This window comes from Enterococcus sp. AAFC-DPL-5182 (genome assembly GCF_058216605.1).
The window spans coordinates 3,482,535-3,496,662 of sequence record NZ_CM177101.1 but is presented as its reverse complement, the minus strand read 5'-3'; the positions used below and the strand labels follow the sequence as shown (position 1 = coordinate 3,496,662).

General features: G+C 34.8%; 12 protein-coding genes. 8 read left to right on the top strand and 4 right to left on the bottom strand.

The annotated features are described in order from the left end of the window. The first annotated feature begins 76 nt into the window (after nucleotides 1-76). Complete coding sequence (locus AC4BB7_RS16420; RefSeq protein ID WP_490483760.1) at nucleotides 77-1,432, top strand: carbohydrate ABC transporter permease; 1,356 nt, start codon at nucleotides 77-79, stop codon at nucleotides 1,430-1,432. 8 nt (nucleotides 1,433-1,440) lie between these two features. Then, nucleotides 1,441-2,280, top strand: a complete 840-nt coding sequence (locus tag AC4BB7_RS16415; protein WP_010772099.1) for a sugar ABC transporter permease — start codon at nucleotides 1,441-1,443, stop codon at nucleotides 2,278-2,280. A gap of 33 nt (nucleotides 2,281-2,313) precedes the next feature. On the opposite strand, the gene AC4BB7_RS16410 is transcribed toward AC4BB7_RS16415, so the two are convergent. After that, nucleotides 2,314-2,949 (bottom strand): NAD(P)H-binding protein, encoded by a 636-nt coding sequence (locus AC4BB7_RS16410; protein WP_490483759.1) that lies wholly within the window; start codon nucleotides 2,947-2,949, stop codon nucleotides 2,314-2,316. An 85-nt stretch (nucleotides 2,950-3,034) separates the two neighbouring features. On the opposite strand from AC4BB7_RS16410, the gene AC4BB7_RS16405 reads away from it, so the two are divergent. After that, on the top strand, nucleotides 3,035-3,208 hold the full coding sequence (locus AC4BB7_RS16405) for a hypothetical protein (RefSeq protein WP_490483758.1): 174 nt from the start codon (nucleotides 3,035-3,037) through the stop codon (nucleotides 3,206-3,208). A gap of 356 nt (nucleotides 3,209-3,564) precedes the next feature. On the opposite strand, the gene AC4BB7_RS16400 is transcribed toward AC4BB7_RS16405, so the two are convergent. Next, a complete protein-coding gene (locus tag AC4BB7_RS16400) occupies nucleotides 3,565-4,413 on the bottom strand; it encodes a helix-turn-helix domain-containing protein (protein ID WP_490483757.1) in 849 nt (282 codons plus the stop codon). Between the two features lie 325 nt (nucleotides 4,414-4,738). Here AC4BB7_RS16400 and wgkB point away from each other — a divergent pair, with 325 nt between their 5' ends. From wgkB to wgkD, 3 genes are read left to right on the top strand one after another with little or no spacing between them, the layout of a single operon-like run. Continuing rightward, nucleotides 4,739-5,854 (top strand): radical SAM/SPASM peptide maturase WgkB, encoded by a 1,116-nt coding sequence (gene wgkB, locus AC4BB7_RS16395; RefSeq protein ID WP_490483756.1) that lies wholly within the window; start codon nucleotides 4,739-4,741, stop codon nucleotides 5,852-5,854. Further along, nucleotides 5,848-6,180: a PqqD family peptide maturation chaperone WgkC gene (gene wgkC / locus AC4BB7_RS16390; protein ID WP_490483755.1), complete on the top strand. Its 333-nt coding sequence runs from the start codon at nucleotides 5,848-5,850 to the stop codon at nucleotides 6,178-6,180. Before wgkB ends, wgkC begins: the two co-directional genes overlap by 7 nt. Nucleotide 6,181: 1 nt before the next feature. Further along, a complete protein-coding gene (wgkD, locus tag AC4BB7_RS16385) occupies nucleotides 6,182-7,483 on the top strand; it encodes a tryglysin-associated MATE efflux transporter WgkD (protein WP_490483754.1) in 1,302 nt (433 codons plus the stop codon). A 279-nt stretch (nucleotides 7,484-7,762) separates the two neighbouring features. On the opposite strand, the gene AC4BB7_RS16380 is transcribed toward wgkD, so the two are convergent. Together AC4BB7_RS16380 and AC4BB7_RS16375 are read right to left on the bottom strand one after the other, a co-directional pair. Next, complete coding sequence (locus AC4BB7_RS16380) at nucleotides 7,763-8,584, bottom strand: endonuclease/exonuclease/phosphatase family protein (protein WP_490483753.1); 822 nt, start codon at nucleotides 8,582-8,584, stop codon at nucleotides 7,763-7,765. Nucleotides 8,585-8,669: 85 nt separating this feature from the next. After that, the gene (locus AC4BB7_RS16375; RefSeq protein ID WP_490483752.1) at nucleotides 8,670-10,847 is read right to left on the bottom strand and encodes a PTS transporter subunit IIBC; all 2,178 of its coding nucleotides are present in this window, start codon (nucleotides 10,845-10,847) and stop codon (nucleotides 8,670-8,672) included. 183 nt (nucleotides 10,848-11,030) lie between these two features. Between AC4BB7_RS16375 and AC4BB7_RS16370 the strand changes: the two genes are divergently transcribed. Further along, entirely contained in the window at nucleotides 11,031-13,370 is a 2,340-nt protein-coding gene (locus tag AC4BB7_RS16370; protein WP_490485162.1) for a glycoside hydrolase family 65 protein, read from the top strand. Further along, nucleotides 13,363-14,037 carry a beta-phosphoglucomutase gene (gene pgmB, locus AC4BB7_RS16365; RefSeq protein ID WP_490483751.1) on the top strand — a complete coding sequence of 225 codons (675 nt, stop codon included), beginning with the start codon at nucleotides 13,363-13,365 and terminating at the stop codon, nucleotides 14,035-14,037. The genes AC4BB7_RS16370 and pgmB overlap by 8 nt, the downstream gene beginning before the upstream one ends. The last annotated feature ends 91 nt before the right edge of the window (nucleotides 14,038-14,128 follow it).

Genomic DNA, 14,128 nt, shown 5'->3' with positions numbered 1-14,128 from the left:
CAGGGAGAAACTGAAAAAGTTTTAACTTGGCTTCTCAGACCTCTTGATTTCAAAGAAGAACAGGAAGTGAAATGCTATGAAACTAAAAGCAAAAGCCGATGGGCCGATTTCTTTTAGAGAGTTGTTTAAAAAGGGAGATACCTCGATCAAGCTTTCTTATATTTTTATGGGAATGGCGAATATCTTGAACGGACAAATCATCAAAGGGCTGACATTTTTAGCGTTGCAGATAGGATTTGTGGCGTGGTTAGTCGTAAATGGTTTTCATGCGTTGTCGATGCTGCAATCATTGGGGACGAAAGCTCAAGGTTGGGTCATGGATGAGTCGCTAGGAATCGAAGTGCAACAGCCAGGTGACAATTCGATGTTACTGTTGTTGTTTGGAATCGCTGCAATTATTCTTATTTTACTTTTTATTTTTATGTATATCGTGAACCTAAGAAGTGCGCGTAAAATTTTTACGTTAAAACAAGCTGGGCAGTCTCTACCGACATTGAAAGAAGATTTAAATAGTTTGTTGAATGAAAAATTTTATATCACACTGATGAGTATTCCGTTGTTGGGTGTATTAGCGTTTACGATTTTACCATTGCTTTATATGATTTCTATTGCGTTTACTAGCTATGATCACAATCATTTACCGCCTAAAAATTTATTTCATTGGGTTGGTTTTGCTAATTTTAGCAATGTGATTACAGGTGATATTGCTGGAACTTTCTTCCCAGTGCTTACTTGGACGTTGATTTGGGCAGTTTTAGCGACCGCGACAACGTTTTTCTTTGGCATTCTATTAGCATTATTAATTAACGCTAAAGGGGTGAAGGGAAAAAAAGTTTGGCGGACGATTTTCGTCATCACGATGGCTGTTCCGCAATTTGTCAGTTTATTATTGATGGCTAACTTATTTAATGGGTCAGGACCCGTTAACGCGATGTTGCAAAATTGGGGACTGATTGATCAGCCGATTCCTTTTTTAACAGATGCTCTACTTGCGAAAGTCACGGTTATCTTTGTTAATATGTGGGTCGGGATTCCTGTAACGATGTTAGTTGCAACGGGGATCATTACGAATCTACCGACAGATCAAATAGAAGCAGCGGAAATCGATGGTGCGAATAAATTTCAAATTTTTAGAAATATTACCTTCCCACAGATTTTATTTGTAATGGCACCTAGTTTGATCCAACAGTTTATTGGAAATATCAATAACTTCAATGTGATTTTCTTGTTGACTGGCGGACAACCAGCGAACAGTAATTTTCACTCTGCTGGTGAGACGGACTTGTTGGTAACATGGTTGTATAAATTAACGGTAACTGCGGCTGATTATAATCTCGCATCTGTGATTGGGATCATTATCTTTGTTCTTTCAGCGGTCTTCTCGTTATTTGCTTATACACGAAGCAGTTCATTTAAAACGGAAGGGGCGTAAACAAGCATATGAAATCGAAAAAAAGAAAGAATTTAGTTTTGCATTATACGTTATTGACGATTTTATCGATTGTCTGGATCTTTCCGATCGTTTGGATTGTTTTGACTAGCTTTAGAAGTGAAGGAGGAGCGTTTGTAACGTACTTTATTCCTAAACAATTTACTTTTGAAAACTATAAAATGTTGTTGACAAGCTCTACGTATCCTTTTGTGCAATGGTTTTTAAATACGTTGTTTGTAGCAGTTTGCAGTTGTATTTTATCGACGTTGATCACGATTGCAATGGCGTATTCTTTAAGTCGTTTGCGCTTTAGAGCACGTAAACCATTTTTGAAATTAGCATTAGTGTTGAATATGTTTCCAGGTTTTATGAGTATGATCGCTGTGTATTACATTTTGAAGGCGATGAATTTAACAGGTAGTTTGTTGGCATTGATTTTAGTGTATTCATCTGGTGCAGCGTTAGGTTTTTATATTGCAAAGGGATTCTTTGATACGATCCCGATGGCGTTGGATGAATCTGCGATGATCGATGGGGCGAGTAAGTTTGAGATTTTCACAAAAATCACGTTGCCGTTGAGTAAACCGATCATTGTGTATACAGCGTTGATGGCATTTATGGCGCCGTGGATGGATTTCATTTTTGCGAAAATCATTTTAGGCGATAATGTTAATAAATATACAGTGGCAATCGGTCTGTTCACAATGCAGACGAAAGATAAAATCGATCAATACTTTATGGCATTTACAGCAGGTTGTGTGCTGATTGCGGTTCCGATCACGTTGTTGTTTATCTTTATGCAAAAGTACTATGTAGAAGGTATTACGAGTGGTTCAGTTAAAGGGTAAAAGAAAAAGCATTTCCTTAGCGGAGATGCTTTTTTATGTCTGCCTTTGAGTGTAGGCAGAGGTTTTTCCTTCAATCACGTTAGAAATTTCTATTGCTAGCTTTTCTCTGGAAATAGGATCATAGCTGCGGACAAGTTTTTTGATTCCAGGGATGCCTTTAAGTGAGCGGATCATTGCTGCGCTAATAACGGAAAAATACCGTTGTTTGTCTACAACTAGACTTGGATAAATGATAACGTGATGTTGCGGATTTTCTTTGATGAGTTGTTCCGCCTGGAGCTTAGCATCCATGTATTTTCTTAAAGGAAATGGAGCGCTATTGGCTGATATAAACAAGAAATGAGCAGATGGATTGTGTGTATTCAGATAATCTAAAATCAATTGAACAGGTGTCAAAATAAAGCGGTCATAGGTGATTTTTTTGCGTGGATGTTCAAAAAGAATACCTATTGTATCAATGACCCAATCAGATTTATGGACAACTTGATGCCAGTACGTGTCGTTTAAGATATCGGAATGAAACCAGTGGACTTTTTCTGACCAAGAACTTGATAGGTCCGCAGGTTTTCCTTTTCGTGAAATGCTGGTTACATTATGCCCTCTGGTGACTAGTTCTTCGGCAAGCTTTTGTCCGATAAAGCCGCTTCCGCCAAAAATCGTTATTTGCATCTTTTCTTCCTGCTTTCTTGAAATTATTATGATAAATCCGTATGATAGCTAGTTTATCATTATCTATCGGAAAGTACGTTAAGGAATGCTTGAGGGAGAGAATGAAGAATTACTATCCATTGTATTTAGTGTTTCAATTTTCTTAGTGGTTATTTTAGTAGCAGCCTTTTCTTTGGATGATGAATTTTGTCTTTTTATTGTGATTGTTGGCATAGTTTTATTGACTTCAAAAATTGAGTTGTTGAATCGATCATTTTAGAGATCCCAAAAAAGACCGTTTTTGGAAGGTATTATTGAGCGAAAGGCATCTAAAAAAATCAAGGGAACGTTTATTGAAGAACTATTTCTGCATGCAAAACTATTACAGGCTAAGTAATTTTAGCCTATAGATTAAACAGTGAGTTAGATAGTGATGTGGGATATTGTAACAATAGCATTTAGGGGGGAGTACCGCTTGACTATCCCAAAAACATTCTTTCTTAAGACAAACAAAAAACACCTACGAATTATAGATGTTTTTGTCTGTTTTCAATTAGCATACAATAAACATTAAGCTTGTTCTTAATTGGCATAAATCCCATTAAAAAGTTAGAAAAGTCAATAAAATGAAAATACTCAAATGATGAAAGTGTCTACTTCCTCTTTAACAATTTTATATAAAGGATCATCATTTAAAAGTTTTAATATTTTCAATCCATCATTAATTTTTCCTTTTTGATTAGACAGAAGTCCATACCTTATTAATGATATGGAAATATAATCAATTCTTTTACTCTGGAAGGATCTATCTAGTGCTTTTTCAGAAAAAAACAGAGCAGATTTTTTATCGTTTTGTAGTGAAAAAAGGAGTGTTAAATTTAGATATATAGATGTTTCTAACAATATAATGTTAGAAAAATTCTTGTACTTATCTAACGATTTAATTAATTGTTTGCTTATAAGGGGATAGGTATTTGGATCAAAAAAGTGTAGACAGCAATTAATTATTTTTATATCTAAAATAGTCCAAGAATCAACTTTAGATAGTTCATCCCAAACATCTGCAGCGTATAGTTTAGATTGACAATTTAATTTACTGTTAGTTGAATCTGCAATGTGTTTTAACATATACAATGTACTACGGATACACTTAATTGACTTACTGAAATTGTCATCTAGGTAGTTATCACAAAGTGCAATTAAATTATCAAGATATTTTAAGTCGCTATTAGAGAAAATCTTATTAAATAAATATATAATTTGTTCTTTATCCTTATAAGAGTATCCGTTTTCAATGAAATTAAACTCTTCAAATGAAACATCAATAGAATTAAGTAAATAATTAAAATTAGCCATAGACAACATTATTTTATTATTTTCAAACTTTGATAAAGTTGTCCTAGATATTTTTTGTTTACAAATATCTTTTTGTGTTATATTTCTTGACTGTCTAATATTTTTAAATGAACTTCCCTCATTAATCATAATATAGCCTCCTTTTAAATATAAGATGTGCTTATAGTTTACATCATAAGTTATGAGATTCACAATAGGGTATTCTTTGTAAGAAGGAGGATAAAAAATCATGAGAAAATTATTTAGAATTGTTTTATTTGCATCAATTTTTTGGATAGTTGGTGGTTAGTTTATCTTCTAAAAAAATAGTGGAGGTTTTTCTATGGAAAAGAAAAAAGAATTTAAAAAGATTCGTTTTGCTAATGTTGCTGCTTGGGGTAAACATTAATTTTTAGTAAAAGGAAAGATGAGAAATTTAAATTTTCATCTTTCTTTTTTTAAAGGAGGAATAAAAATGAGGAAATATTATTATAAACCTATATTAGTAGATGTATGTGTGACTAATAGGTGTAATTTAAATTGTGATTATTGTTCAGCCGAATCTGGCCCATTTGCAAGTAAAAAAGGAGAATTAACAATACAAAAATTGTCTGAGTTATTTCAAGAAATGGATGAAATTAAAGTTCCGAGGGTTGCTTTAACAGGTGGAGAACCATTTATAAGAGAAGATATTATTGAAATTTTGTATGAATTCGATAAATACAATTTCACAAAAGTTTTGAACACTAACGGAAATTTAATTAGAGATAAACAGGCATTAGCGTTATCAAAGTTAAATCTGGATAGAATTTGTGTTACATTAGATGGAAGCAATCCCGAAGTACATGATAGCTCTAGAGGTAAAGGTTCATTTAAAAAAGCAATTGAAGGTATAAGACAATTACAAAAATACAATCTACCAGTATCAACGCTATTTACCCTAGGTAAACATAATGTTAATGATTTAATTAATACCATAAAATTAAATGATAAACTGAATATAAATTTTATGTCTGTCATGGTTATTTGTCCAACTGGTAGGGCTAATGATGGAAGTGTGTTAGCAGACAAAGAAAATTGGTATCCTGTATTTTTAGAATTATCAGAAAGAATAAAAAATAAAGAATTTAAAGTTAATTTTAAAATAGTACCTCCGAATGAAAGTGATATATTTTGGACGCATTATTTTCCTTTGGAATACTATAATCGATTAGATTTATTGCAAGTTTGGGGTGTGGAACTAGAGTCATACAAAAATAGAGTAGATAGAGATATTTCTTGTCAAGCTGGAATCAAAGCATGCTCCATTTCTCATAAAGGAGATGTTTATGGATGTGATTTGATGAATGGGATTGATGAATTAGTTGCAGGAAATATAAATGAAAGTAATTTAATGGAGATATGGAATAACTCATCTGTATTTAGAAAATTTAGAGAAATGAATTTTAATGATTTATCTGGTAAATGTTCTATCTGTCCTCATACATGGTGTGGTGGTGGTTGCAGATGTAGTGCATTAGAGTTAGATGGTTCTTTATTAGGATCTGACTTATCATGCTTTTATGAGCCGATGGAGGAAATGGAATGTTAGTTAAAAACTTTTATATTGATGGTAAGAAAAAACTGTATTTTGAAAAAGATGAAGAAATGAATTTCTTAACTTTTGATCCAATAAGATTATCTTATTTTGAAGTTAGCAATATTGGTGCAGAAATATTATATTGTATTTCTAAAAAAATGAAATTAGAACATATAGTAGAGTTAATAACAGATGAATATGAAATTAGTAAAGAGGGGTGCATTTCGGAAGTGATAGAATTTTTAAATTATATACCTATTCAAGATATAATTTATACTAATTTAATTCAATCAGATGTGTATTTATATTTAGAACCTTTTAATAAGGAAGTTAGATAACATGAGAAAAAGAATTTTTATAGATATTAATAAATTCTCATTACCATTAATATTTTCACAACTAATAACGACTATTATAGGGCAGAAAGCGTTCTCTATAGCTGCGAGATTAGGAACTGATAATTTAATTGCTATGAATACAATTGATAACTTAATTTATTCTGTAACAGGAGTTTTAGGGGTCATTAGTGTAGCATTTAGTATGCTAAGTTCAAAATCTTTAGGAGAAAAAGATACAGATAAGTTCAAAAAATTAGTTAGTTCTGTAATGCATGCAAATGTAATCATAGGTTCGTTATTTTTTTTCATAATTCTATTTTTTTCAAAAATCTTTATTAGTGCAATATATAAATTTTCTGATGAACTACTGAGTGTGGCAACTACATATCTATATTCAATGAGTTTCTATGTTTTATTAACGTTAATCACATTTACTCTTACGAATTTATTAAAAGTCGAAAAGAAAACGAATTATATATTAACGATATCTATAATATCTTCACTGATTCAAGTGCTTTTGAGTTATATATTTATTAATGGTATAGGAAATTTTTCAGGTTTAGGTGTGTTTGGTGCAGGGATAGCATTAAATATTACATTACTAATAACAATTTTGTGCTATCTGATAATTGTAAGAACTACCTTTTTTTCATGTTTAAAGTTAAAGCCAATATATATAAAAGATATATTGATAAGGAGTATTCCTTTAGGGATTCAAGAATTACTAGAAGGAATAATATTTTTGATTTTTTTTGATGCAATGATTGCAAGACTAGACACAATGTCTTTGAGTGTGTATTCCATTATCAGTCAAGCATTAGTATATTTAAAATTACCAATGTTTATGTATGGTAATGCAGTTACAATATTTGCAAGTGAATACTTTGGAGAGAAGAATAAAAATAAAATCATAGTGGTAAAAAGAATATCTACATACATGTCTATCTTTTTTTATGTATTAATAGGAATAGGTATATACTTAATGATAGTTCCTTTTTCTAATTTATTCACTTTTGATGATAAGCTGATAAACGAAACAACTAAAATGATACTACCATTATTTTTTTTAGTTAGCCCAATAATGCTATATGAAATAAATAAATATATATTACAGGTTATAGAAAACGGAAAATTTGTTGTGAAATGGACTCTTATAATAAATATAATTAGTATGGGAATTATATTGATGTTTCATTTTTACGGGTCTTTAGATTTATATTATATATATATGGTGTATTTTGGTAATTATCTGATTTTATCTGCATTATTTGAATTGAAGTTTAAAAAAGTTTGTATTAAATAATGATGTTTAGTTATTAAACTCCTTAGTCAACATAATCCGAATATAAAAAAGTGCCTACCAGTTCATTGATTGGTAGGTATTTTTTGTGAAATGGAATTGGTTTATTTTTAACCCTATAGAACTCATTCAATTTTGAACTTAAAAAAATTGTTAAAAATATGAAAAGTTGTTATATTTGATTCTATTGCGAAGTTTGATTTAAACTTCTTCAATTTCTCATGACTTTAGTCAGGAAAGGTTGAACAGATGAGCTGTCACTATAAAGATAACAAATTGATTTTATTGGATAATAGCTGATACGCCGAAATGGTCGCTGATAAGAGGTGTTTCTTTCCCGTTAAAGACGATCTGATAATCGGTGATTACGAATTCTTGTGAAGCAAAAATATAATCAATGCGCAATTTTTCCTGATTTTCCCCCCAGCCATCGATGGCTTTTTCAACGGTGTGTTCTCCGATTTTTTGATCTGCTGCTAAAAAGCTATCTTGCAACTGCAATGAGCTAGTGAGAACAAGGTCGTAGCCGGTTTTAGCGACTGAAGCGGGATTGTTGAAATCGCCCATAAGCAATAGTGGTGAAGAGTAGTTTTGTAATGCTTGCTCTGTTTGTTTCCACTCGTAAGAAAAACCACCAGTTTCTAGCCACCAAGAGTAATGACAACAGACTGCCGTTATTGGTTTTCCCGCTAATTCTGTTTGGCCGATAAGTAAAACTCTAGTGCGGTAGTCATTTGGATTTTGTTCTTCGGAAACTACAACTGTTTTTGGGTGGATCGGCTGTTTTGAAAGAAGGGCAACGCCTTCGTGATAGGTGGAGTAACCAATATGATTGTAAGCCCAACTCCAATGATATTCATGTCCTTGTTCTTTTAAAAGCTGAACCAAAAGGTATGCAAAATTATCTTCGTGGATCGGCAGTTGATTTTCAGTCGGGTGAAAGTTGTATGGTGAAACAACTGGTAAGCTATCAATGCGTTGATTAACTTCTTGTAGAGCAATCAGGGCATATTCTTCTTGGATGATTTGGGTTGCCAATTGTTGTAATTTTTCTAAGGGTTCATTTTCTAACCAACTGTGGGTGTTCAATGTTAGTACCTTCATATTTATTCCTCCTGCAGTGATAAAAAATAGGGGAGTGATAAAACTCTGCGAGCTTTACACCGCCCCTATTTAGGATTTGTTCTGATTAAATATCTAAACGACCAATGGCAGTTCCAGGATCTTGATTACCAACTTTATCTAAATGAAAGGCGTTGATTTTTTCGCCATTTGTAAAGACGACGATCATGGTTGTTTGTTTACCAGCTGCTTTGATTTTTTCTAAGTCCGCTGTGGCGATTTTTTCACCTGCTGTTACTTTTTGTCCTTCTGTTACGAGGATCGTAAAGGCTGACTCTTTCATTTCGATTGTATCTAATCCCATGTGAATCAGGACTTCAATACCTTCTTCTGTTTGAATACCTAATGCATGTTTAGATGGGAAAATACTGCTGATCACACCATCGATTGGGGCGTAAATCGTTTCGTTTGTAGGATTAACGGCAAAGCCATCACCCATCATTTTTTGTGAAAAGACAGGATCGTTGACTTGATCGATAGCGATTACTTCACCATTGGCAACAGGCACGATCGTTTTTGTGAGACCAAGATAATCTGAGTTACTTGCTGTTATAGCGATCGTTTCGGTTTGCTTAGGCGTAGGAATGGCAGCGCCAGAATCCAGTAAATCTTGAATATCTGACTTTAACACATCTGCTTTTGGTCCGTAAACGGCTTGAACCCCATTATCTTTTACGATCAATCCCATAGCACCAGCTTTTTTCCAAGCATCCTCTGTGCCGACTTTGCTCTTATCAGTGACGCTAACACGTAAGCGCGTCATGCACGCATCCACATCTACAATATTTCCTTTTCCGCCTAGCAGATGAATGATGTCGATGATTTGAGGATCGATTCCATCTGTATTTTGAGTGTTGCTTGTTGTTGCATTTGTTAGTGTTTCATTGTTATCGTAGTTGCCATTTCTACCTGGTGTCGCGAAGTTGAATTTTTTGATCATGAAATTGGCGATGAAATACGTCAAAACGCCAAATGCGATTGTACAAAGTACGAAATTCAGTAAATCACCACCTAAGCCAGCTTTTATGGCTAAAGGTGTTCGGGTCAATAGTTCAATATTTCCAAATGAATGAACACGTAAAGCAACGATATCAGCCATAGCAAATGCTGCTCCTTGGATAATAGCATACACAACATATAGTGGCACTGCTGCAAACATAAACATGAATTCTAAAGGTTCTGTAACCCCGGTTAGGAATACAGCTAAAGCGGCTGAAAGATACATTGATTTATAGTTTGAACGTTTATCAGGATCGACATTACGGTACATCGCAAGTGTCATTCCCATCAAAATACCAGAAGCACCGATCATTTGTCCAACTTTGAAACGAGCAGGCGTCCAGTTTGCCAAGACATAATTGTATTGAGAGGTATCACCAGCTCCTTTTAAGTTGACTAAATCAGTTGCCCAAGCTAACCATAATGGATCTTGTCCGAATACTTGCGTTCCAGCTTGTGCGCCAGATAAGATTTCATAAGTTCCGCCTAATTGTGTATAGTTGATCGGAATCGTCAACATATGATGTAAACCAAATGGCAATAGTAAACGTTCTAAGGTTCCGTATAAAAATGGGGCTAAAACTGGTGCTGTATCTTGAGATTGAGCGATCCAAAGGCCAAAATTATTGATACCCGCTTGAATATAAGGCCAAATAATAGCTAAAAGAATTGCAACGATCGTTGACCAAAGAATCACGACGAAGGGAACAAAGCGTTTTCCGTTAAAAAACGAAAGAGCATCGGGTAATTTACGGTAATTATAATATTTATTAAAAGCCATTGCGCCGACAAAACCAGCGATGATACCAACAAAAACCCCCATATTTAAAGCAGGTGCTTCTAATACACTGGTGAAGAAACCTTTAACCATGATTTTTGTACCAAATAAGGTATGTGTAAAAGCTTTGTCATCCGCTAACATGTCACTAGTGACGCCGAAGATCGAACCGGTTATTCGGTTGATTAAAATAAAAGAAAGTCCGGCAGCGAAAGCCCCGCCAGCACGCTCTTTAGCCCAACTTCCACCAATCGCAAGTGCGAACAAAATATGTAAGTTGCCGATGACGCCCCAACCAATATTTTCGATAACACCACCAGTTGTCGCTAGTGCTGCCCAATCTGGATTGATCAGTGGGATCGTTTTACCGATACTGATCATTAATCCAGCAGCTGGCATAACGGCTATCACGACCATTAGGGCTTTACCGAACTTTTGCCAAAACTCGAAACTTAATAATTTTTTCATCTTTTTTCTCTCCTTTGCAATAATTGCGCAATCGTTTTCGTTGACTGTAGTATAAAGCAGTTTTTTATTTTTGTAAACCCTTAAATAAAATCAACTCTTTTTTATTACTGCTAAAACGATAGTATCATTATAGATAAAGAATTTTCAACTAATAAGCAGTGAGCAACAAAGAAATGTTTGACAATGCAATCGGTTGCGTTTATTATGATGTTAAGAAGCAAAACATTTACAGGAGGAGAGAAAATGAATCATTTATTTGAAATAGACCCATGGAAAATTGCTACGCATCAATTAGAACGTAACGAACGTCGTCTTCAAGAGTCGCTGACCTCAATGGGGAACGGATATATGGGAATGAGAGGGAATTTTGAAGAACACTACACAGGAGATCACCATCAAGGAACCTATTTAGCTGGTGTTTGGTATCCAGACAAAACAAGAGTCGGTTGGTGGAAAAATGGCTATCCTGAATACTTTGGAAAAGTCATCAATGCCGTGAATTTTATCACTATGGATATTTTTGTGAATGGTGAAGCGCTTGATTTAGGAATTCAAGAACCAAAAGATTTTTATTTAGAATTAGATATGCATAACGGATTGTTGACACGCACATTTATTCTTGAAAAAGAAGAGACAAGAGTCAAATTCCGGTTTGAACGTTTTTTAAGTATTGTGCAACAAGAACTAGCTGTGATTCGTGTGACAGCAGAAGTGCTTGAAGGAACTGCGGATATTCAAATTATTTCTAAAATCGATGGCGATGTTCGCAATGAAGATAGCAACTATGATGAAATGTTTTGGGAAGCACAACAATCTGGTTTTGAAGAAGCAATCGGTTTTTTAACAACGAAGACGATACCGAATCCGTTTGGCATTGAACAATTTAGTGTAACAGCTGCGATGAAACATGTCACAGAGGCCAAAGCAGGTGTAGCTGAAACGGAACCTTTGAAAGTACAACAATCGTTTCAAGCTAATCTACAAGCAAGTGAATCAATCACGCTAGAAAAACAAGTCATTGTTTTAACAAGCCGTGATATTCCAGAAGCGGAACAACAAGAAAAAGCAGTTCAACTATTAAATCAAACGACTAAAACGTTCGCTGAATTATTGAGTGAGCAAAACGCTGCGTGGAAAAAGCGCTGGGAACTTTCCGATGTTGTAATCGAAGGAGACGAGGCAGCGCAACAAGGTATTCGTTTTAATTTATTCCAATTATTTACAACTTATTACGGTGAAGATGAACGGTTGAACATTGGACCAAAAGGCTTTACAGGTGAAAAATATGGCGGTGCCACTTATTGGGATACAGAAGCTTATGCGGTTCCTTTGTATTTAGCATTGGCCAAACCAGAAGTGACAAAAAATCTATTGAAATACCGCTATAACCAATTAGAACAAGCCAAACATAACGCTCGCCAGCAAGGATTAGCAGGAGCGCTCTATCCAATGGTGACATTTACAGGAATTGAATGCCACAATGAATGGGAAATCACCTTTGAAGAAATCCACCGCAATGGTGCGATTGCGTATGCTATCTACAATTATGTGAACTATACTGGAGATAACGAGTATTTAAAAAATGAAGGATTACAAGTTCTCACTGAAATCGCACGTTTTTGGGCGGACCGCGTTCATTTTTCTAAACGTACTGGAAAATACATGATCCATGGCGTGACAGGACCAAATGAATATGAAAATAATATCAACAACAACTGGTATACAAACACGATCGCCACATGGGTATTGCAATATACCTTAGAAAATTACGACAAGTATCAAGCAGAAACACCAGTTAAAATTTCAAAAGAAGAACAAGTGCATTGGCAAGAAATTATCGAAAATATGTACTATCCATTTGATGAAGAGTTAGGCGTTTTTGTTCAGCATGATACGTTTTTAGATAAAGATTTAATGCCGAGAACAGCATTGACCTCAGCAGATTTACCTTTGAATCAACATTGGTCTTGGGATCGTATTTTACGCTCTTGCTTTATTAAACAAGCGGATGTATTACAAGGTATTTATTTCTTTGGCGAACGTTTTTCACGAGCGGAAAAAGAACGTAATTTCTTATTTTATGAGCCGATGACGGTTCATGAATCTTCTTTATCACCAAGTGTTCACGCAGTTTTAGCGGCAGAATTAGGGATGGAAGAAAAGGCAGTAGAAATGTATCAACGGACAGCTCGTTTAGACTTAGATAATTACAACAATGATACCGAAGATGGGTTGCATATCACGTCAATGACAGGGAGTTGGCTTGCGATCGTGCAAGGATTTGCGCAAATGAAGACGGCTGACGAGCAATTAAGTTTTGCCCCATTCTTACCAAGCACGTGGACAAGCTATGCCTTTCATGTGAACTATCGTGATCGCTTGCTTTATGTGACGGTGGATCAAGAAAATGTTCGTTTGCAACTTGTTTCAGGAGCAGAATTACCACTTACTTTATATGGAAATAAGCTGGTTTTAGCAGATGAATTAGTAATCGAGATGGAAAAGGTGAATCCTCATGTTTAAAGGTGTGTTATTTGATTTAGATGGTGTTTTAACGGATACAGCAGAGTATCACTATCAAGCGTGGCAACGGTTAGGAAAAGAAATCGGCATTACGATGGATCGTACGTTTAATGAAGAGTTGAAAGGGGTTAGTCGTGAAGACTCATTGACCTTATTACTCGCTCATGGCGGCAAAACAAATGACTTCACTTCAGCAGAATTTGCTGAACTAGCCAAGCGGAAAAATGAGTATTATGTAGAGATGATCCAACAAGTTAGCCCAAAAGATGTTTATCCAGGCATTCTGGATTTGTTAAATAATTTAAAAAAACAAGGAATTAAAATTTCTTTAGCTTCTGCTAGTAAAAACGGTCCCTTTCTGTTAGAGAAAATGGCGTTGATGCCCTATTTTGATGGAATTGCTGACCCGAGCGCCGTTGCAAAAGGAAAACCAGATCCAGAGATTTTTCAATTAGCAGCTAAAAATGTTGGACTACAAGCAGCAGAATGTATCGGAATCGAAGATGCAAAAGCGGGGATTCAAGCCATTATTGCAAGCCATGCCTTACCGATCGGGGTAGGACGTTCAGAAGATCTGGGGGCAAATATTGCGCTTGTTTCTTCCACGAAAGAATTAACGTTTGAATTCTTGTTATCTGTCTGGCAAACAGCAAAAGCAGATAGTTGATTTCACTGTTTATTTAAACGACTATGCTTGAAAGAAAAAGACGATAGCAACAAAGCATCAATCTATGGTATTATTTTCTACGATGGAATGA

Excerpts from the sequence above, each read along its gene's own strand:
- AC4BB7_RS16420 (WP_490483760.1), top strand. The coding sequence starts at position 77 with ATGAAACTAAAAGCAAAAGCCGATGGGCCGATTTCTTTTAGAGAGTTG.
- AC4BB7_RS16415 (WP_010772099.1), top strand. The coding sequence starts at position 1,441 with ATGAAATCGAAAAAAAGAAAGAATTTAGTTTTGCATTATACGTTATTG.
- AC4BB7_RS16410 (WP_490483759.1), bottom strand. The coding sequence starts at position 2,949 with ATGCAAATAACGATTTTTGGCGGAAGCGGCTTTATCGGACAAAAGCTT.
- AC4BB7_RS16405 (WP_490483758.1), top strand. The coding sequence starts at position 3,035 with ATGCTTGAGGGAGAGAATGAAGAATTACTATCCATTGTATTTAGTGTT.
- AC4BB7_RS16400 (WP_490483757.1), bottom strand. The coding sequence starts at position 4,413 with ATGATTAATGAGGGAAGTTCATTTAAAAATATTAGACAGTCAAGAAAT.
- wgkB (WP_490483756.1), top strand. The coding sequence starts at position 4,739 with ATGAGGAAATATTATTATAAACCTATATTAGTAGATGTATGTGTGACT.
- wgkC (WP_490483755.1), top strand. The coding sequence starts at position 5,848 with ATGTTAGTTAAAAACTTTTATATTGATGGTAAGAAAAAACTGTATTTT.
- wgkD (WP_490483754.1), top strand. The coding sequence starts at position 6,182 with ATGAGAAAAAGAATTTTTATAGATATTAATAAATTCTCATTACCATTA.
- AC4BB7_RS16380 (WP_490483753.1), bottom strand. The coding sequence starts at position 8,584 with ATGAAGGTACTAACATTGAACACCCACAGTTGGTTAGAAAATGAACCC.
- AC4BB7_RS16375 (WP_490483752.1), bottom strand. The coding sequence starts at position 10,847 with ATGAAAAAATTATTAAGTTTCGAGTTTTGGCAAAAGTTCGGTAAAGCC.
- AC4BB7_RS16370 (WP_490485162.1), top strand. The coding sequence starts at position 11,031 with ATGCAATCGGTTGCGTTTATTATGATGTTAAGAAGCAAAACATTTACA.
- pgmB (WP_490483751.1), top strand. The coding sequence starts at position 13,363 with ATGTTTAAAGGTGTGTTATTTGATTTAGATGGTGTTTTAACGGATACA.